This is a genomic window from Ruegeria sp. BG7 (genome assembly GCF_056535685.1).
This window is the reverse complement of record NZ_JBQFIU010000001.1, coordinates 745,516-762,896: the sequence shown is the minus strand read 5'-3', so window position 1 is coordinate 762,896 and position 17,381 is coordinate 745,516. Positions and strand designations below refer to the sequence as shown.

Here is a 17,381-nt window from a genome sequence, read left to right as displayed (position 1 = left end):
CCTCAGGCCTCTTTATCGCGGCGAGCCTTCTTCGCCTTCAACATATCAAACAATTTACGCGCATATCCGGGTTTGTTTTCCTGCTTGGCGCGAGCCACAGCCAACGCGTCAGGTTCCACATTCTTGGTCACGACTGTGCCCGTTGCGGTCATCGCGCCATCACCCACGGTCACAGGGGCCACAAGCATGGTGTTCGACCCAATAAAGACGTTCTCACCAATGGTGGTCTTGTGCTTCATCACGCCGTCATAGTTGCAGGTGATCGTACCAGCGCCGATATTTGTCGCAGCCCCCACCGATGCATCGCCGATGTAGCTCAGGTGGTTGACCTTCGCGCCTTCGGCAATTTCAGCATTCTTGATTTCGACGAAGTTTCCAACCCGCGTGTTTTCCGCCAACTCGGCGCCGGGGCGCAAACGGGCATAAGGTCCGATGATAGCGCCACGGCTGACATGGCACCCTTCCAGATGCGAAAACGCCCGGATCGTCGCACCGCTTTCAACCGTGACACCGGGACCAAACACCACATTGGGTTCGATCACTGTATCGCGCCCGATTACAGTGTCAGCGGCCAGATACACTGTTTCAGGGGCCATCAAGGTGACACCCATATCCAAAAGCTCAGCACGTGCGCGGGCTTGGTACACCGCATCCGCCGCGGCCAGATCCGCGCGCGAATTCACACCCAGCGTTTGTGCCTCGTCACAGGCGACGGCGGTCACGTTCAACTCACGTTTGCGCGCGATTTCTACAACGTCAGTCAGGTAGTATTCACCCGAAGCGTTGTCGTTGCTGACATCATCGATCAGTGAAAACAACAGCTGCGCGTCACAGGCGAGAAGTCCCGAGTTACAAAAGGTTAGCGCCCGTTCTTCATCAGTGGCGTCTTTAAATTCGACAATGCGTTCCAGGCTGTCGCCCTTCATCACCAACCGACCATAACGTGCGGGGTCGGCAGCTTCGAACCCGAGAATGACCAGATCGTTCCGCGACCGCGCCTCGATCATCCGTTCCAGCGTGTCCGGTTGTAGAAACGGGGTGTCGCCGTAAAGAACCACAACATCGCCCTCAAACCCTTCCAGCGCTTGCCGCGCCTGAGCAACTGCGTGAGCGGTGCCTTGTTGTTCTTCCTGAACGGCAATCTGCGCGGCTTCGTCTTCGCCTTGCGCAACCTTTGCCACAGCTTCGGACCCGTGGCCGGTGACAATCACTGTTCGCTCGGGCGACAGCACGGACCCGGCGCGCATCGCGTGAACAAGCATCGGCACTTGGGCGATGGGATGCAGGACTTTGGGAATATCCGAATTCATCCTGGTGCCTTTTCCGGCGGCAAGGATGACAAGGGCAATGCTCATGAAATCGTTTTCTCTTTGTGTTTTGGTGCCGACCGTTTTATCCGCTGAGGTCAAAGGCGCAAGCCGTTCGGCCATCAAACAAGATTGCCGATTGAAACAGGGCACGGCGAAAACCTGCCGAATAAGGAGGCGATATGCGCACCGTCATATTCGATTTGGACGGCACATTGGCGGACACGTCAGGCGATTTGCTGGCCGCAGCGAACCATTGTTTTCGCGAAATGGGGCATGGTGACGTGCTGGTCCAGGGGCAGGATTCTGGTATCGCGTTGCGCGGTGGGCGCATGATGTTGACCCATGGGCTAAAACGCGTCGGTGCCTTTGATGAGGACACGGTCCACACCTATTACCCGGTGCTGCTTGAAGCCTATGCGCAGGACATAGACAACCACACCAGTTTCTATCCCGGAGCGTTGCAGGCGGTCGAGATGCTTAGCAACGCTGGATACGGTGTTGGCATATGCACGAACAAACCCGAGCATTTGGCTGAATTGTTGCTGACCCGCATGGGGGTGCGGGACCGTTTTGCCTCATTGGTTGGGGCAGATACCTTGCCGGTCCGCAAACCTGACCCAGCCCCTCTGCGTGAGGCTGCACGTCGCGCTGGGGGCGACCCTGATTTTTGCGTGCTGATCGGAGACTCGGATACGGACCGCAACACCGCCAAAGCCGCAGGTGTTCCGTCGGTCCTCGTGACCTTCGGCCCGTCAGGGGATGACATGGCGGCATTGGAACCCGAGGCCTTGCTGCATCATTTTGACGATTTACCTTCCCTTGTGCCTGCCTTGATTGGTGCGGCGGCGTAACGTCTTGACCGAACCTTGTCGGAGCCTCAGAACGAGATCATGACCGAAAAATTCTCAGGCAATTTCACCCAGCAGGAACCGCTTCCCGAGGACGCGATTGAGGCGGCTTTGGCCGTTCTGCGACACGGGCGTCTGCATCGCTACAACGTAGCGGCAGGTGAATTGGGGGAAACGGCCCTGCTGGAGCAGGAATTCGCGGCGCAGATGGGGGCAAAATACTGTCTGGCTGTGTCGTCTGGCGGCTATGCGCTGGCCACCGCCCTTCGTGCGGTTGGGGTTCAGCCCGGTGATCCGGTGCTGACCAACGCCTTCACGCTGGCCCCGGTGCCAGGGTCGATTGCTTCGGTTGGGGGGCGGGCCATCTTCGTGGGCGTGACGGAAAGCCTGACCATCGATTTGGACGACCTTGAGCGCAAGCTGGGGCAGGCGCGCGTGCTGATGCTGAGTCATATGCGCGGGCATCTGTGTGATATGGACCGGTTGATGCAGATGTGCGACGCCGCCGGGGTGATCGTGATTGAAGACTGCGCGCATACGATGGGCGCGGCCTGGCGCGGCCAGTTGTCGGGGCGGCAGGGCGCAATCGGCTGCTATTCCTGTCAGACGTACAAGCACGTCAACTCGGGTGAGGGCGGTTTGCTTGTCACCGATGACGAAGAATTGGCGGCCAAAGCTACGATGCTGTCAGGGTCCTACATGCTGTACGAGCGCCACCTGGCCGCGCCGGGGCCCGAGGTGTTCGATCGGATCAAATACACCACGCCAAACGTTTCCGGTCGCATGGACAATTTGCGGGCTGCGATCCTGCGTCCGCAATTGCGAGATTTGGACCGTCAGGTGGAGCGTTGGAATGAGCGCTATCGCGAGATCGAGACCGGGCTGCGTGGAACACCGGGCCTGACCATGGTTGAGCGGCCCGAGGAGGAAACCTATGTAGGGTCTTCGATCCAGTTCCTGCTGTTGGATTGGTTGCCCGAACGGATCGCCGACGTGATCAGCCGTTGCGCGGCGCGTGGGGTCGAGCTGAAATGGTTTGGGGGGGCCGAGCCAACCGGGTTCACGTCACGGTATGACAGTTGGCGCTATTTCGACAGTGAGCGTATGCCGGAAAGTGATCGAGTTCTGGCTGGTGTCATGGACATGCGTGTACCTCTGACGTTTTCATTGGAAGACTGCCAATTGATTGCGCGCATTATCCGAGCTGAGGTGGGCGCGGTCTACCAATCGTAACCAAGTGGAGTGCGCTTGCTGCGCGCGCTCAATCCTTTGCATCGCCGCCCGTATGGGCGGCGTTTTGCGTTTTGGCTGGTTCACAAAGATTGACCGGGCTCGGATTCGCTGGTAATCGTTTATTGAACACTTGTTCATTAACGCGGAGGGAGGACGCAGATGTTCATGGCCACGATGAAGTTCGATCTGGGTGAGGATGTGAACGCCCTGCGCGAGATGGTGCATCGCTGGGCACAGGAACGGGTTAAGCCGATGGCGGCTGAGATCGACCAAACCAACGCCTTTCCGAACGAGTTGTGGAAAGAGATGGGAGAGCTTGGCCTATTAGGTGTCACTGTGCCCGAGGAATATGGCGGTGCGGGTATGTCCTATCTGGCGCACACCATCGCGGTCGAAGAAATCGCGCGTGCCTCGGCTTCGGTTTCACTGTCATACGGGGCGCATTCGAACCTCTGCGTGAACCAAATCAAGCTGAACGGCAGTGAGGAGCAGAAGCAGAAATACCTGCCGCGCCTGATCTCGGGTGATCATGTCGGTGCGTTGGCCATGTCGGAACCTTCAGCCGGGTCCGACGTCGTGTCGATGAAGTTGCGGGCGGAGAAGCGGAACGATCATTACCGTCTGAATGGCAATAAATACTGGATCACCAACGGACCGGACGCAGATACTCTGGTCGTTTACGCCAAGACAGATCCGGATGCCGGGTCAAAGGGGATCACGGCCTTTCTGATCGAGAAAGAAATGAAAGGGTTCTCGACCTCACCTCATTTCGACAAGCTGGGGATGCGCGGGTCGAACACGGCTGAACTGATCTTTGAAGACGTCGAGGTGCCGTTTGAGAACGTGTTGGGTGAAGAGGGGAAAGGCGTGGCCGTGCTCATGTCGGGGCTGGACTATGAGCGTGTGGTTCTGGCCGGTATCGGCACCGGTATCATGGCCGCTTGTCTGGATGAGGTGATGCCTTATCTGGCCGAGCGCAAACAGTTCGGCAAACCCATCGGCAGCTTCCAGTTAATGCAGGGCAAGATCGCCGACATGTACACGGCGATGAACTCGGCGCGGGCGTATGTGTACGAGGTCGCCAAGGCGTGTGATCGGGGGGATGTGACGCGTCAGGATGCGGCGGCGTGTTGCCTTTACGCTTCGGAACAGGCGATGGCGCAGGCGCATCAGGCGGTTCAGGCGCTGGGTGGTGCAGGCTTTCTGTCCGATGCGCCAGTAAGCCGGATCTTCCGTGATGCCAAGCTGATGGAGATCGGCGCGGGCACCAGCGAGATTCGCCGGATGCTGATTGGCCGTGAGTTGATGGCTGAAATGCTCTGAACACAAAAAACGCCCTGCGGACGAGGGAACCGCAGGGCGCTTGAAAGACAGGATCAGAACTTATGGACGTAGGAAACGCCGACAAGGAACGGATCGATTTCCGCGGTGCCGATATTGGTGCCGTTCAGCGAAACGTCCGAGTCGATGTCGAACCAACGTACGTTCAGACGGACCGCGCCATTGTCGCTGACCATGTAGTCCAGACCGGCCTGCAGCGAAACACCGAAGGAGTCATCGACCTTGAGATCGCCCAAAGCCGTCTGTTCGTCGAAGAAGATGGTGTAGTTCAGGCCGGCACCGACATAGGGTTTCCACGCGCTGTTGGTTGGGAAGTGATAGTTCACCGACAGGGTGGGCGGCAGGTGCTTGACCGTAGCCGCATCAACACCGCCCAAAGCGATTGTGTGTTTGAACGGGGTTGCGGCCAGCAGTTCGATACCCAGATTGTCACGGATAAAGTATTCAGCGGTGAAGATCGGGCGCGTATCTGCGTCGATAGTGGCAGGTGCACCTGCAATCGTGCCGTTGTCGGATTTCGGGTCCAGATAACCCACACCGACGCCGACGGTCCAGTCACCTTGCGATTGAGCAAACGCAGGGGCGGCCATCGCAATCAGCGCGGTGGACAGGGTCAATGCGGCGAGCTTTTTGGTCATTGTTTTGCCTTTGGTTCTGTTGATGCGTCTGACGTCGCAGAACAGAGCCTTGAGCACTCTGATCTGCATCAAGTTCCTGTGAAAGCTGGTGGCGACGAGATTCAGGGAAGTGACAGCAAAATAAGGAGAATTTGCCGTGCTAACCACTGAGCGCATACCGGGATTGCGCCCGGAGGGAAGCTGGGACCTGCCGGATCGGCTCAATATGGCGCAGCAATGCCTGCGCCATGCAAAAGATCAGGTGGCGGTTGTTGATCTGACTGGTTCGGATCCCCGCAATGTCACCTATGGCCAACTGGATCAGATAGCGGATGATCTTGCCCGCGCGCTGTTGCGCCGCGTACAGCCCGGAGATCGCGTCGGCGTGTTGCTCAGCCAGTCCCCGTGGTGCGCTGCAGCTCATCTGGCGATCTGGAAGATCGGGGCGATCTCAGTTCCGCTGTTCAAACTGTTCAAACAAGATGCCCTGCGGTCGCGGGTCGGCGATGCTGGTGCCAAAATTGTGCTGACCGATGCCGAGGGCGCTGAATTGCTGGGCGATCTGGCCGAGGCTCTGATTGCATCTGAAATAGGCGAGGCGGGCCCATCCCTGCCATTCGCCGACACTGGCCCCAATGACCCGGCGGTGCTGATCTATACTTCGGGCACCACCGGCAGCCCAAAGGGGGCATTGCACGGGCACCGGGTGCTGACAGGGCATCTGCCGGGTGTCTCGATCAGTCATAACCATTTGCGTGGGGGCGATTGCCTTTGGACACCGGCGGATTGGGCATGGATCGGCGGTTTGTTCGATGTGCTGATGCCGGGCCTGGCGCTTGGTATTCCCGTGGTCGCGGCGCGGCTTGAGAAATTCACGCCCGAAGCCTGCGCCGATATTGTTGCGCGCGGCGGGGTGCGCAACGTGTTTTTTCCGCCCACGGCCTTGCGAATGCTGAAAGCGGCAGATCAGGGCATTCCCGGCCTGCGCTCGGTCGCGTCCGGGGGCGAGCCCTTGGGGGCCGAGATGCTGGCCTGGGGTCAAAAGGCGTTTGGTCTGACGATCAATGAATTCTACGGCCAGACAGAATGTAATATGGTCGTGTCCTCTTGCGCCGAGGATTTCCCAGTGCAGCCCGGCTGCATCGGCAAACCCGTGCCGGGGCATGAGGTGGCGGTGATTGACGAGAAAGGCAACCCAACGACCGAGGAAGGCGACGTGGCGATCCGGCGCGGCTCGGCTTCGATGCTGCTGGAATACTGGAACAGGCCCGAGGCGACGGCTGAGAAATTCCGAGGCGATTGGTTGATCACCGGAGATCGCGGCGTTTGGGAGGGCGACTACCTGCGCTTTGTCGGACGCGACGACGACGTAATTACCTCAGCCGGATACCGCATCGGCCCTGCCGAGATCGAGGATTGCCTGCTGACCCACCCGGCGGTGGCGACCGTGGGTGTGGTCGGCAAACCCGACCCGCTGCGGACCGAGATCGTCAAGGCGTATGTGGTGTTGAAACCGGGGGCTGCGGCTGCAGAGCGTGAGTTGCAGGATTGGGTCAAAGATCGTCTGGCGCATTACTCCTACCCGCGTGAGGTGGCGTTTCTGGAGGAACTGCCGATGACGGTGACGGGGAAGGTGATCCGGAAGGAACTGAAGGCGCGTGCGGCGGGGGAAGGGGTGCTATGATGAAGAGCTTATACGTCGCGACTTCGTTCGTCGTTGCCTGCATTGCAGCGCCAGCTGTGAGCTTGGCAGACCAAAGTAGTCCCTATGCTTGGACAGAACGCTGCCTTGCAAGTGCAGAAGGCAAACTGGATCAGGCTGGAAAAACACAAGAGTGTATAGCGGTGATCCTAGGCTATTGTCGTTTTTCCACAGACAGTCATTCTTGCTTTAAAAACTTGGCTTCATATTTCGTAGACCGGTCCAAAGCAAATGTGGATGGTCTTCCAGAAAACCTGGAGGCTTTGTCCCAGCAAAAACACTTCTATCAAAAGCGATTGGAGCTTTTGAACAACACAAGCGTTGCCAGTCGTTGTGAAACACCAAGCTTTGACACGGAATGTGCTGCCTTAGTGTCTTTCGGACGTTACCTGGGAGCGGTGTCTTTGGCCGATTGGGTGGAAAAGAGGGAGGAGAGCCAATGAAGCTCACGAGTAAAGCAATAACAACCTCTGAAGGCTTCAAAGCAAACCGCGCGGCCCATCTCGACGCGCTGGCCCAAATCTCAGCTGCTGCCGAAGCGGCCCGCATGGGCGGGGGCGAGAAATCTCGCGCGCGGCATGAATCACGGGGCAAGATGCTGCCTCGGCGCAGGGTCGCGAACCTTTTGGACGCGGGCTCTCCGTTTCTGGAAATCGGCGCGACTGCGGCACATGGGATGTATGGCGATGCCGCACCTTGTGCTGGGGTGATCGCCGGCATCGGCCAGGTGCAGGGGCGTGAGGTCATGGTGGTCTGCAACGACGCCACTGTAAAGGGCGGCACGTATTACCCGCTGTCGGTGAAGAAACACCTGCGCGCGCAAGAGATTGCCGAGGAAAATCATCTGCCCTGCATCTATCTGGTCGATAGCGGCGGTGCGAACCTGCCAAATCAGGATGAGGTCTTCCCTGACCGCGACCACTTTGGCCGCATTTTCTACAATCAGGCGCGGATGAGCGCGAAGGGGATCGCTCAGATCGCGGTGGTGATGGGGTCGTGTACGGCGGGCGGGGCTTATGTGCCCGCGATGTCTGATGTGACGATCATCGTGAAAGAGCAGGGCACGATTTTTCTGGCTGGGCCACCTCTGGTTAAGGCCGCGACGGGCGAGGTCGTCAGTGCCGAGGAACTGGGTGGGGGAGACGTCCACACCCGCTTGTCCGGCGTGGCGGATTATCTGGCCGAGGATGACGCGCACGCGCTGGCGCTCGCACGGCGGGCCGTGGCGTCGTTGGGCGGTGCCGGGCTGAAGTCCGGTCTACAGTTTGAATCCCCTGAAGAGCCTGCTTACGACCCCGAAGAGATTCTTGGCGTCGTCCCCGCCGATCTGCGCACGCCCTACGACATCCGCGAGGTCATTGCGAGGCTGGTTGATGGCTCTCGGTTCGATGAGTTCAAACCGCGCTTTGGCGACACGTTGGTAACCGGGTTCGCCCATGTCAAAGGCTGCCCGGTCGGCATAATTGCCAACAATGGTGTGTTGTTTTCCGAGGCCGCTCAGAAGGGCGCGCATTTTGTGGAGCTGTGTTCGCAGCGACAGACGCCGATCGTGTTCCTGCAGAACATCACTGGCTTCATGGTGGGACGGAAATACGAAAACGAAGGCATCGCCCGGCACGGGGCCAAGATGGTAACGGCGGTGGCGACGACCTCGGTACCCAAGATTACCATGCTGGTGGGCGGCTCGTTCGGGGCTGGGAACTATGGCATGGCCGGTCGGGCCTATCAGCCAAGGTTCTTGTGGACATGGCCGAACTCGCGCATTTCCGTGATGGGCGGTGAGCAGGCGGCAGGGGTTTTGGCCACAGTCAAACGTGAAGGGATCGAACGGCAAGGCGGCACATGGTCGGCCGAAGAAGAGGCCGAGTTCAAACGCCCAACGCTGGAGATGTTCGAAGAACAATCGCACCCGCTCTACGCCTCGGCGCGGCTCTGGGATGACGGCATCATCGATCCGCGCAAGTCGCGCGACGTACTGGCCCTGTCGCTGAGTGCGGCGCTGAACGCACCTATTGAGGAGACACGTTTCGGCGTGTTCAGGATGTAAGATGAGCGTGAGCTTGAAAACCCTTACGGCCCGCTATCCCGGCGCTCAGACATTCAAATTTGGCGACAACGCAGAGCTGAGCGCTGAACTTCTGGCATTGGTTCGCAGTGGCCGCAAAACAGCGACCTGCGACGCGCTGAGTAACTATCCTGATGGTAGCTCTGAAATGCCCAAGCGGGGTCGCCGCGATATTGCGCTGAACTGGGACGATACACCGGCATTGGTCATTGAAACCGTGGATGTTTCAATTCAGCGGTACTGCGATGTGACCGAGGATTTCGCTTTGGCGGAAGGCGAGACTGAAACGCTCGAAGAATGGCAAGACCATCATCGTCGCTATTTCCAACGAAACGGTGGGTTTGATCCCGAGATGAAACTCGTGTGCGAACGGTTTCGACTGGTGGAAGACTTGGCCTTGGAAGGGTGAAAAAGATGTTCAACAAAATCCTGATTGCCAACCGGGGAGAGATCGCCTGCCGCGTCATAGAAACCGCTCAGAAGATGGGCGTGTCCTGCGTTGCGGTGTATTCGGACGCGGACGCCGCGGCCAAGCATGTGCAGATGGCGGATCAGGCCGTGCATATCGGCGGTGCGGCCCCGGCTGAGAGTTATCTGAAAGGCGATGTGATCATTCAGGCCGCGTTGGATACGGGTGCGCAGGCGATCCATCCCGGCTATGGGTTTCTGTCCGAAAACCCGGATTTCGTGGATGCGGTCGAGGCCGCAGGGCTGACATTTATTGGTCCGTCAGCGGATGCGATCCGCAAGATGGGTCTTAAAGATGCGGCCAAGGTGCTGATGGAGCAGGCGGGTGTCCCTGTTGTGCCCGGCTATCATGGGGACAACCAAGACCCCGAACATCTTGCCGGTGCTGCTGAAACCATCGGCTATCCGGTTCTTATCAAGGCCGTGGCAGGCGGTGGTGGCAAAGGCATGCGGCTTGTCGAACGGCTTGAGGATTTTGCCGCTGCGCTGGACAGCGCTCGCGGTGAGGCCAAGACCGCGTTCGGCAATGATGCGGTACTGGTCGAGAAGTTCGTGGCCAAGCCGCGACATATCGAGGTGCAGGTTTTTGGCGATGGCACCCGTGCGGTGCACTTGTTTGAACGCGATTGCTCTCTGCAGAGGCGACATCAGAAGGTGATCGAAGAGGCTCCGGCCCCGGGCATGACGCTGGAAATGCGCGAGGCGATGGGGCAGGCGGGCGTGCGTGCGGCTGAGGCTATTGGCTACAAAGGCGCAGGCACGGTTGAGTTCATCGTGGACGCCTCGGACGGGCTACGCCCAGACAGGTTCTGGTTCATGGAGATGAACACACGCTTGCAGGTGGAACACCCTGTGACCGAAGCGATTACGGGTGTTGATCTTGTCGAATGGCAATTGCGCGTCGCGGCGGGTGAAAGCTTACCGAAGCAGCAGGAAGACCTGTATATTCAAGGGCATGCCTTCGAGGCACGGCTTTATGCGGAAGATGTTCCGAAAGGGTTCCTGCCTGCGACGGGTACGCTGACGCATCTGGATTTCCCAGCCAATTGCCGCGCCGACAGTGGCGTGCGGGCAGGGGATACGATCAGTCCCTGGTATGACCCGATGATTGCCAAAGTGGTTTTGCACGGGCCGACCCGCTCTGTCGCACTTGAGACGTTGCACCGGGTTTTACAGACAACCAAAGTGGCGGGTACTGTAACAAACCTTGCCTTTTTGGGCGCGTTGACCCGCCATGCGGGGTTTGCCTCGGGCGATGTGGATACGGGTTTGATCGGGCGGGACCTTGAGACATTGGTTCAAGAGCCAGAACCTTCGGTCGAGGCAGTTGTTGCTGCTGCGATGACAGCTTTGGAGCTGGTGAATGTCGCGCCTGAAACCGGGTTCTCTCTTTGGGCTCCGTTGCATCGCGCCGTGCAACTCTTTGCTGAGGGAGAAACCTTGGATCTGGATGTGCAAGTCGACGGACCGGATCGTCAGATTTGGCAAATGGGAGAGGATCAGGTCTTGGCCGAGCGGACCTTGGATCGCTGGACACTGAACGGTGCGCCGATGCCAGACGTTTCTGTAAGTGGGTCGACCCTGACCGTGTTCTCGGACTATGGCCGCAGCTTTGATCTGATCGACCCGCTGGATCGGGATACCAGTGCTACGGGCGATACCAATGCAATCGAGGCGCCGATGCCGGGTCTGGTCAAAGCGGTCTTTGCGACAGCGGGGCAAGCGGTACAAGAGGGTGATCGCCTGGCCATTCTTGAGGCAATGAAGATGGAGCATTCCCTGCTGGCTGCGCGCGACGGCGTTGTGGCCGAGGTGTTGGTCGAAGAGGGTACTCAGGTCGAGGCCGGGGCAGCGCTGGTGCGTTTGGAGGAAGAGTGATCTGTACCCGCACCGCCGCACGTGGCACGGTCGGGCGATCCGTAGTGGAATGAGAATAAGCCGGGAGGAGCGCAGACATGGGTGATCAGGTCGAGATTTATGAAGTAGGGCCGCGCGACGGGCTGCAGAACGAAAAAAATGAGATACCGGTTGCTGACAAGGTTGCATTGATCGACTGCCTCAGCCGGGCCGGGTTCCGCCGGATTGAAGTCGCAAGCTTTGTGTCCCCAAAATGGGTGCCGCAGATGGCCGGGTCGGCGCAAGTTCTGGCCGGGATCAACCGTGTGGATGGAATCCGCTACGCGGCGCTAACGCCCAATATGCGTGGGTATGAGGATGCGCTGGCGGCCAAGGCAGACGAGATTGCCGTGTTTGCTTCGGCCTCCGAGGGTTTTTCCAAAGCTAATGTCAACGCGTCAATCGAGGAATCGATAGAGCGGTTCACGTCGATTCTTGAAGCAGCGCGCCACATCGACCTGCCGGTCCGTGGTTACGTCTCTTGCGTGACCGATTGCCCCTACGATGGTCCGACCCCGCCCGAGAAGGTGGCCGAGGTGGCAGACCGGTTGTTTGCTCTGGGCTGCTACGAGGTCTCGTTAGGTGATACGATCGGGCAGGGGACGCCCGACAAGATCGCGCACATGCTTTTGGCGGTGCGTGAAAGGGTTCCTGTAACGCGGCTGGCGGGGCATTTCCACGACACCAATGGGCGCGCAATCGACAATATCGATGCGGCGCTGGCGCTGGGCGTCCGCGTGTTTGACGCGGCCGTGGGCGGGTTGGGCGGTTGCCCTTATGCGCCGGGGGCTGAAGGCAATGTGCCAACCGAAGCCGTCGCCGCCCATTTGCAGAGACTTGGATACGAGACGGGGCTGGATCTGGCTGTGATTGAAGACGCTGCACGGATGGCAAACGCGCTAAGAGGCTGACATGTTTGAAACACTCGCGATTTCAACCGATTCACGTGGTGTTGCCACTCTGACTCTGAATCGGCCAGAGAAGCACAATGCCCTGTCAGGTCTGATGATCACCGAATTGACCCAAGCCGCAGGGCAGTTGGGTCAGGATGCTGATGTTCGAGTAGTTGTCCTTGCGGCGCATGGCAAAAGCTTTTGTGCAGGTGGTGATCTGGGTTGGATGCAGGACCAGATGACAGCGGATAAAGCGACGCGCTTTACCGAGGCCCGCAAGCTTGCCGAGATGTTGCAAGCCCTGAATACGATGCCCAAGCCCTTGATCGGGGTATTGCAAGGCAACGCCTTTGGCGGTGGCGTCGGGATGGCGGCTGTGTGCGACATCGCTATTGGGGTCGACAGCTTGAAGATGGGATTGACCGAAACGCGGCTGGGTCTGATCCCGGCAACAATCGGGCCATACGTCACCGCCCGTATGGGCGAAGCGCGCGCACGACGCGTTTTTATGTCGGCCCGTCTGATTGATGCTGCCGAAGCCGTTGATCTGGGATTGTTGGCGCGAAGTGTACCTGCGGATCAATTGTCAGCTGCTGTCGAGACGGAAATTCGACCCTATCTGACCTGCGCACCAGGGGCCGTTGCTTCGGCCAAGGCGCTTGTTCAGAGCCTCGGGCCGCGCATTGACGATGCTGTGATCGATCGAACCATACATGCGCTGGTCGAACGGTGGGAAACCGAAGAGGCGCAGGAAGGGATTTCGGCGTTTTTTGAGAAACGTAGCCCATCCTGGAACAACGCGGGATAAGCGGTCTCTGCTTATTTGTTCTGGAACACCAGCGCTGCGATTCTATGCCGCGCTGTCAAGTGCATGTTTGATGTCGTGGGGCATTGTGTTCGGTTGACCACCTGACCCCGCACGGATAGAGAATGTCCAGTCAACACGCCAATTGACGGCGCACCCTTTTGGGAGATGCGCAGGAAAGGAGCTATTCGTGGAAGACCTGCTGCGGGAGTACCTCCCGATTCTGGTGTTTCTGGCCGTTGCCGTGGGCCTTGGGATCGTCTTGATTCTGGCCGCTGTGGTACTGGCCGTCCGCAATCCCGACCCCGAAAAGGTCAGCGCATATGAATGTGGATTCAACGCCTTCGACGATGCGCGGATGAAATTCGACGTTCGGTTTTATCTGGTGTCGATTCTCTTCATCATTTTCGATCTGGAAATTGCCTTCCTGTTTCCTTGGGCCGTCGGCTTTAAGGACATCAGCGATGTCGGCTTCTGGTCCATGATGGTGTTCCTGGGCGTTCTGACCATTGGCTTTGCCTATGAATGGAAGAAAGGGGCCCTGGAATGGGAGTGATGACGGGTGCAAACACCGCCGGTGTCGACAAAGAAGTTGCCACTCAGGCCCTGAACGCGGAACTGCAGGACAAAGGGTTTCTGCTGACCTCGACCGAGGATATTATCAACTGGGCCCGCACCGGTTCGCTGCACTGGATGACCTTTGGTCTGGCCTGCTGCGCGGTTGAGATGATGCATACCTCGATGCCGCGCTACGATGCGGAACGGTTTGGCATCGCACCGCGTGCGTCCCCGCGCCAGTCGGACGTGATGATCGTGGCCGGAACGCTGACCAACAAGATGGCCCCCGCGCTGCGTAAGGTTTACGACCAGATGCCCGAGCCGCGTTATGTGATCTCGATGGGTTCCTGCGCCAACGGTGGTGGGTATTACCACTATTCCTATTCGGTCGTGCGTGGCTGTGACCGTGTTGTGCCGGTGGACATTTACGTGCCCGGCTGTCCTCCGACCGCTGAAGCGCTGCTTTATGGCCTGATGCAGCTGCAACGCAAAATCCGCCGTACCGGCACCATCGTCCGCTGAGGAGAGAGTTGATGAGCGAAGCACTCAAAGAACTCGGCGCACAGCTGGAGCTGAAGCGGGCAGATTGTGTTTTGTCCTGGGATGTGACCCATGACGAGCTGAACGTGGATGTGGCCCCGTCGAACCTGGTGGAATTTGTCGAATTCCTGAAAACCGACCGGTCCTGCCAATTCTCATCTTTGGTGGACATCACCGGTGTCGACTATCCCGAACGCGCCAAGCGGTTCGATGTGGTCTATCATTTCCTGTCGATGTACCAAAATCAGCGCATCCGCCTGCGGGTTTCGATCCGCGAGGAAGACATGGTGCCGTCCATCGTTGACGTTCACCCCTCGGCCAACTGGTTCGAGCGTGAGGTATTCGACATGTTCGGCATCCTGTTCTCGGGCCACCCGGATCTGCGGCGCATCCTGACCGACTATGGATTCCGCGGCTATCCGCTGCGCAAGGATTTCCCGACCACCGGCTACACCGAAGTACGGTATGACGAGGCGCAAAAGCGAGTGGTCTACGAACCGGTCAGTCTGGTGCAGGAATATCGGCAGTTCGATTTCATGTCCCCGTGGGAAGGTGCGAATTACATCCTTCCGGGCGATGAAAAGCAGGAAAGCTGACACTGATGATGGAGCGTTGCTGAGATGTTGGGAGAACTGATCATGCTCGGGGCGCTTGGAGTTTTGCTTGCTGGGGCTGCTGCCAAGGCGGCCGAGGCCGAAAAGGTCCGGGTTCGGGCCGAAGCGAAGAAGAAACGAGGGCGTTGATGGACGGCTCAAGATACGATGACGGCAGCACGGACGCGCTGAGCGGAGAACAGAAGATCCGCAACTTCAACATTAACTTCGGCCCGCAACACCCTGCGGCGCACGGGGTTCTGCGTTTGGTGCTCGAGCTGGACGGTGAGATCGTCGAACGCTGCGACCCGCATATCGGCCTGCTGCACCGTGGTACCGAAAAGCTGATGGAAAGCCGGACCTACCTGCAGAATCTGCCGTATTTCGACCGTCTGGATTACGTGGCGCCGATGAATCAGGAACATGCCTGGTGTCTGGCCATCGAAAAGCTGACCGGTGTTGAGGTGCCGCGCCGGGGCTCGTTGATCCGGGTGCTGTATTCCGAGATCGGGCGCATCCTGAACCATCTGCTGAACGTGACCACGCAAGCGATGGACGTTGGCGCGCTGACCCCGCCTCTGTGGGGGTTCGAAGAGCGCGAAAAGCTGATGGTCTTCTATGAGCGCGCCTGTGGTGCGCGCCTGCACGCCGCCTATTTCCGCCCCGGTGGTGTGCATCAGGACCTGCCGCCTGAACTGCTGGATGATATCGAGGCGTGGAGCCACGAATTCCCCGCCGTTCTGGACGACATTGACGGTCTGCTGACCGAAAACCGCATCTTTAAACAGCGCAACGCCGATATTGGCGTCGTGACCGAAGATGACATTCAGAAATACGGCTTCTCGGGCGTGATGGTCCGTGGGTCCGGTCTGGCCTGGGACCTGCGTCGTGCGCAGCCCTATGAATGCTATGACGAGTTCGAGTTCCAGATCCCCGTCGGTAAGAATGGCGACTGCTATGACCGTTACCTCGTCCGCATGGAAGAGATGCGCCAGTCGCTGCTGATCATCCGTCAGGCCATCTCCAAAATCCGTGACTGTCCCGGGGATGTTCTGGCACGCGGCAAGATTACCCCGCCGAAACGCTCGGACATGAAGACGTCGATGGAAAGCCTGATCCATCACTTCAAACTGTATACCGAAGGTTTCCACGTCCCCGCAGGCGAGGTTTATGCCGCCGTCGAGGCCCCCAAGGGCGAGTTCGGCGTCTATCTGGTCGCGGACGGCACCAACAAGCCTTACAGGGCCAAACTGCGCGCGCCGGGCTTCCTGCACCTGCAAGCCATGGACCACGTTGCCAAAGGCCACCAACTGGCCGACGTCGCCGCCATCATCGGCACAATGGACGTCGTATTTGGAGAGATTGACCGCTAATGCTCCGCCGTCTTCATCCCGAACAACCCGAAAGCTTCGCCTTCACCGCTGCCAACCAGCAGTGGGCCGAAGCGCAGATGACCAAATACCCCGAAGGCCGTCAGGCCAGCGCGGTGATCCCGCTGCTGTGGCGCGCGCAGGAGCAGGAGGGCTGGCTGTCCCGCCCGGCGATTGAATCCGTCGCCGACATGCTGGGCATGGCCTATATTCGCGTGCTCGAAGTTGCGTCCTTTTACTTCATGTTCCAACTGCAGCCGGTTGGCTCGGTGGCGCATATTCAGGTGTGCGGCACGACCTCCTGTATGATCTGCGGGGCCGAGGATCTGATTGCGGTCTGCAAGGAAAAGATTGCCGCCAAACCGCATGAGCTGTCTTCCGATGGCAAGCTCAGCTGGGAAGAGGTCGAATGCCTCGGCTCTTGCACCAATGCGCCGATGGCGCAGATCGGCAAGGATTACTACGAAGACCTGACGGCTGAGAGTTTTGGTAAGATCATCGATGATCTGGCCGCTGGAAAGGTACCGACACCCGGACCGCAGAGCGGGCGCTATGCGGCTGAGCCGTTGAAGGGGCTGAGCAGCCTGTCGGAATATGAAGCTGGCAAGCCGCAATACAACGCAAGCGTTGAGCTGGCGATGGATCTGGGTGACACGGTCAAGCGCATCGACGGCACCGAAGTGCCGATCCTGACGCCTTGGTTGGGCAGGGATGGCAAGCAGGCCGGAGCCTCGGCTGCGGCGAAGCCTCCCAAAGCACCAGAACCCGCGAAACCTGCGGTGAAGCAGGCGGAAGAAGCGAAAGCCAAGGCTGAGCCGGAAGCTGTCAAAGAAGACGCGCCCAGAACGCTGACCGAGGCGCGTGGCGGATTGCCGGACAACCTCAAGCTGTTGAAAGGCGTGGGACCGAAGCTGGAAGAAACGCTGAATGAGCTGGGTTTCTATCACTACGACCAGATCGCGGCCTGGACACCCGAACATGTGGCCTGGGTTGATGCACGTCTGAAGTTCAAAGGCCGGATCGAACGCGACGGCTGGATCGAACAGGCGGCCAAGCTTGCGGTGGGTGACGAAACCGAATTCGCCAAACGTGCCAAGGAAGACGGCACCTACGAAGACTAAGCGGATGCCCACCCGGGGCAT

The 17,381-nt window shown here is 58.9% G+C and carries 18 protein-coding genes; 16 read left to right on the top strand and 2 right to left on the bottom strand.

The genetic code is table 11. From position 1 onward, the window contains the following. Positions 1–2: 2 nt before the first annotated feature. On the bottom strand, positions 3–1,355 hold the full coding sequence (glmU, locus tag ACR3EH_RS03780) for a bifunctional UDP-N-acetylglucosamine diphosphorylase/glucosamine-1-phosphate N-acetyltransferase GlmU (protein WP_171184891.1): 1,353 nt from the start codon (positions 1,353–1,355) through the stop codon (positions 3–5). Between the two features lie 134 nt (positions 1,356–1,489). Here glmU and ACR3EH_RS03775 point away from each other — a divergent pair, with 134 nt between their 5' ends. The 3 genes from ACR3EH_RS03775 to ACR3EH_RS03765 all read left to right on the top strand — a co-directional run bounded on the left by ACR3EH_RS03775 (position 1,490) and on the right by ACR3EH_RS03765 (position 4,714). Beyond that, positions 1,490–2,161: an HAD-IA family hydrolase gene (locus tag ACR3EH_RS03775; protein ID WP_171092199.1), complete on the top strand. Its 672-nt coding sequence runs from the start codon at positions 1,490–1,492 to the stop codon at positions 2,159–2,161. Between the two features lie 39 nt (positions 2,162–2,200). Beyond that, positions 2,201–3,391, top strand: a complete 1,191-nt coding sequence (locus tag ACR3EH_RS03770) for a DegT/DnrJ/EryC1/StrS family aminotransferase (RefSeq protein ID WP_171092198.1) — start codon at positions 2,201–2,203, stop codon at positions 3,389–3,391. A 159-nt stretch (positions 3,392–3,550) separates the two neighbouring features. Further along, the gene (locus tag ACR3EH_RS03765) at positions 3,551–4,714 is read left to right on the top strand and encodes an isovaleryl-CoA dehydrogenase (protein ID WP_171184889.1); all 1,164 of its coding nucleotides are present in this window, start codon (positions 3,551–3,553) and stop codon (positions 4,712–4,714) included. Positions 4,715–4,767: 53 nt separating this feature from the next. On the opposite strand, the gene ACR3EH_RS03760 is transcribed toward ACR3EH_RS03765, so the two are convergent. Next, on the bottom strand, positions 4,768–5,370 hold the full coding sequence (locus ACR3EH_RS03760) for an OmpW/AlkL family protein (protein ID WP_171184887.1): 603 nt from the start codon (positions 5,368–5,370) through the stop codon (positions 4,768–4,770). Between the two features lie 136 nt (positions 5,371–5,506). On the opposite strand from ACR3EH_RS03760, the gene ACR3EH_RS03755 reads away from it, so the two are divergent. From ACR3EH_RS03755 to nuoE, 13 genes are all read left to right on the top strand, one after another. Next, the gene (locus tag ACR3EH_RS03755; protein WP_371732072.1) at positions 5,507–7,033 is read left to right on the top strand and encodes an AMP-binding protein; all 1,527 of its coding nucleotides are present in this window, start codon (positions 5,507–5,509) and stop codon (positions 7,031–7,033) included. Further along, positions 7,030–7,494, top strand: a complete 465-nt coding sequence (locus ACR3EH_RS03750) for a hypothetical protein (RefSeq protein WP_171184885.1) — start codon at positions 7,030–7,032, stop codon at positions 7,492–7,494. Before ACR3EH_RS03755 ends, ACR3EH_RS03750 begins: the two co-directional genes overlap by 4 nt. Further along, positions 7,491–9,098, top strand: a complete 1,608-nt coding sequence (locus ACR3EH_RS03745) for a carboxyl transferase domain-containing protein (RefSeq protein WP_171184883.1) — start codon at positions 7,491–7,493, stop codon at positions 9,096–9,098. The genes ACR3EH_RS03750 and ACR3EH_RS03745 overlap by 4 nt, the downstream gene beginning before the upstream one ends. 1 nt (position 9,099) lies before the next feature. Then, positions 9,100–9,525: an ASCH domain-containing protein gene (locus ACR3EH_RS03740; protein WP_171184881.1), complete on the top strand. Its 426-nt coding sequence runs from the start codon at positions 9,100–9,102 to the stop codon at positions 9,523–9,525. Positions 9,526–9,530: 5 nt separating this feature from the next. Then, positions 9,531–11,462 (top strand): acetyl/propionyl/methylcrotonyl-CoA carboxylase subunit alpha, encoded by a 1,932-nt coding sequence (locus ACR3EH_RS03735; protein WP_171675432.1) that lies wholly within the window; start codon positions 9,531–9,533, stop codon positions 11,460–11,462. A gap of 77 nt (positions 11,463–11,539) precedes the next feature. Then, positions 11,540–12,391, top strand: coding sequence for a hydroxymethylglutaryl-CoA lyase (locus tag ACR3EH_RS03730; RefSeq protein WP_171184876.1), 852 nt, complete (start codon positions 11,540–11,542; stop codon positions 12,389–12,391). Position 12,392: 1 nt separating this feature from the next. Continuing rightward, positions 12,393–13,181, top strand: coding sequence for a crotonase/enoyl-CoA hydratase family protein (locus ACR3EH_RS03725; RefSeq protein WP_171184875.1), 789 nt, complete (start codon positions 12,393–12,395; stop codon positions 13,179–13,181). A gap of 187 nt (positions 13,182–13,368) precedes the next feature. Continuing rightward, on the top strand, positions 13,369–13,734 hold the full coding sequence (locus tag ACR3EH_RS03720) for an NADH-quinone oxidoreductase subunit A (RefSeq protein WP_050602775.1): 366 nt from the start codon (positions 13,369–13,371) through the stop codon (positions 13,732–13,734). After that, positions 13,725–14,258: a NuoB/complex I 20 kDa subunit family protein gene (locus ACR3EH_RS03715; RefSeq protein WP_010442777.1), complete on the top strand. Its 534-nt coding sequence runs from the start codon at positions 13,725–13,727 to the stop codon at positions 14,256–14,258. The genes ACR3EH_RS03720 and ACR3EH_RS03715 overlap by 10 nt, the downstream gene beginning before the upstream one ends. A gap of 11 nt (positions 14,259–14,269) precedes the next feature. Further along, a complete protein-coding gene (locus tag ACR3EH_RS03710; protein ID WP_171092179.1) occupies positions 14,270–14,872 on the top strand; it encodes an NADH-quinone oxidoreductase subunit C in 603 nt (200 codons plus the stop codon). Between the two features lie 24 nt (positions 14,873–14,896). Then, positions 14,897–15,019, top strand: a complete 123-nt coding sequence (locus tag ACR3EH_RS03705; RefSeq protein WP_256367953.1) for a hypothetical protein — start codon at positions 14,897–14,899, stop codon at positions 15,017–15,019. Further along, positions 15,019–16,242, top strand: a complete 1,224-nt coding sequence (locus ACR3EH_RS03700; protein WP_171184871.1) for an NADH-quinone oxidoreductase subunit D — start codon at positions 15,019–15,021, stop codon at positions 16,240–16,242. The genes ACR3EH_RS03705 and ACR3EH_RS03700 overlap by 1 nt, the downstream gene beginning before the upstream one ends. Continuing rightward, positions 16,242–17,360, top strand: a complete 1,119-nt coding sequence (nuoE, locus tag ACR3EH_RS03695) for an NADH-quinone oxidoreductase subunit NuoE (protein ID WP_171184869.1) — start codon at positions 16,242–16,244, stop codon at positions 17,358–17,360. Before ACR3EH_RS03700 ends, nuoE begins: the two co-directional genes overlap by 1 nt. Positions 17,361–17,381 lie beyond the last annotated feature (21 nt).

Bases quoted from the DNA above. Each gene is read 5' to 3' on its own strand.
- ACR3EH_RS03740 (WP_171184881.1), top strand. From the start codon at position 9,100: ATGAGCGTGAGCTTGAAAACCCTTACGGCCCGCTATCCCGGCGCTCAG.
- ACR3EH_RS03710 (WP_171092179.1), top strand. From the start codon at position 14,270: ATGAGCGAAGCACTCAAAGAACTCGGCGCACAGCTGGAGCTGAAGCGG.
- ACR3EH_RS03750 (WP_171184885.1), top strand. From the start codon at position 7,030: ATGATGAAGAGCTTATACGTCGCGACTTCGTTCGTCGTTGCCTGCATT.
- nuoE (WP_171184869.1), top strand. From the start codon at position 16,242: ATGCTCCGCCGTCTTCATCCCGAACAACCCGAAAGCTTCGCCTTCACC.
- ACR3EH_RS03760 (WP_171184887.1), bottom strand. From the start codon at position 5,370: ATGACCAAAAAGCTCGCCGCATTGACCCTGTCCACCGCGCTGATTGCG.
- ACR3EH_RS03765 (WP_171184889.1), top strand. From the start codon at position 3,551: ATGTTCATGGCCACGATGAAGTTCGATCTGGGTGAGGATGTGAACGCC.
- ACR3EH_RS03700 (WP_171184871.1), top strand. From the start codon at position 15,019: ATGGACGGCTCAAGATACGATGACGGCAGCACGGACGCGCTGAGCGGA.
- ACR3EH_RS03715 (WP_010442777.1), top strand. From the start codon at position 13,725: ATGGGAGTGATGACGGGTGCAAACACCGCCGGTGTCGACAAAGAAGTT.
- ACR3EH_RS03735 (WP_171675432.1), top strand. From the start codon at position 9,531: ATGTTCAACAAAATCCTGATTGCCAACCGGGGAGAGATCGCCTGCCGC.
- glmU (WP_171184891.1), bottom strand. From the start codon at position 1,355: ATGAGCATTGCCCTTGTCATCCTTGCCGCCGGAAAAGGCACCAGGATG.
- ACR3EH_RS03705 (WP_256367953.1), top strand. From the start codon at position 14,897: ATGTTGGGAGAACTGATCATGCTCGGGGCGCTTGGAGTTTTGCTTGCT.
- ACR3EH_RS03725 (WP_171184875.1), top strand. From the start codon at position 12,393: ATGTTTGAAACACTCGCGATTTCAACCGATTCACGTGGTGTTGCCACT.
- ACR3EH_RS03775 (WP_171092199.1), top strand. From the start codon at position 1,490: ATGCGCACCGTCATATTCGATTTGGACGGCACATTGGCGGACACGTCA.
- ACR3EH_RS03770 (WP_171092198.1), top strand. From the start codon at position 2,201: ATGACCGAAAAATTCTCAGGCAATTTCACCCAGCAGGAACCGCTTCCC.
- ACR3EH_RS03730 (WP_171184876.1), top strand. From the start codon at position 11,540: ATGGGTGATCAGGTCGAGATTTATGAAGTAGGGCCGCGCGACGGGCTG.
- ACR3EH_RS03745 (WP_171184883.1), top strand. From the start codon at position 7,491: ATGAAGCTCACGAGTAAAGCAATAACAACCTCTGAAGGCTTCAAAGCA.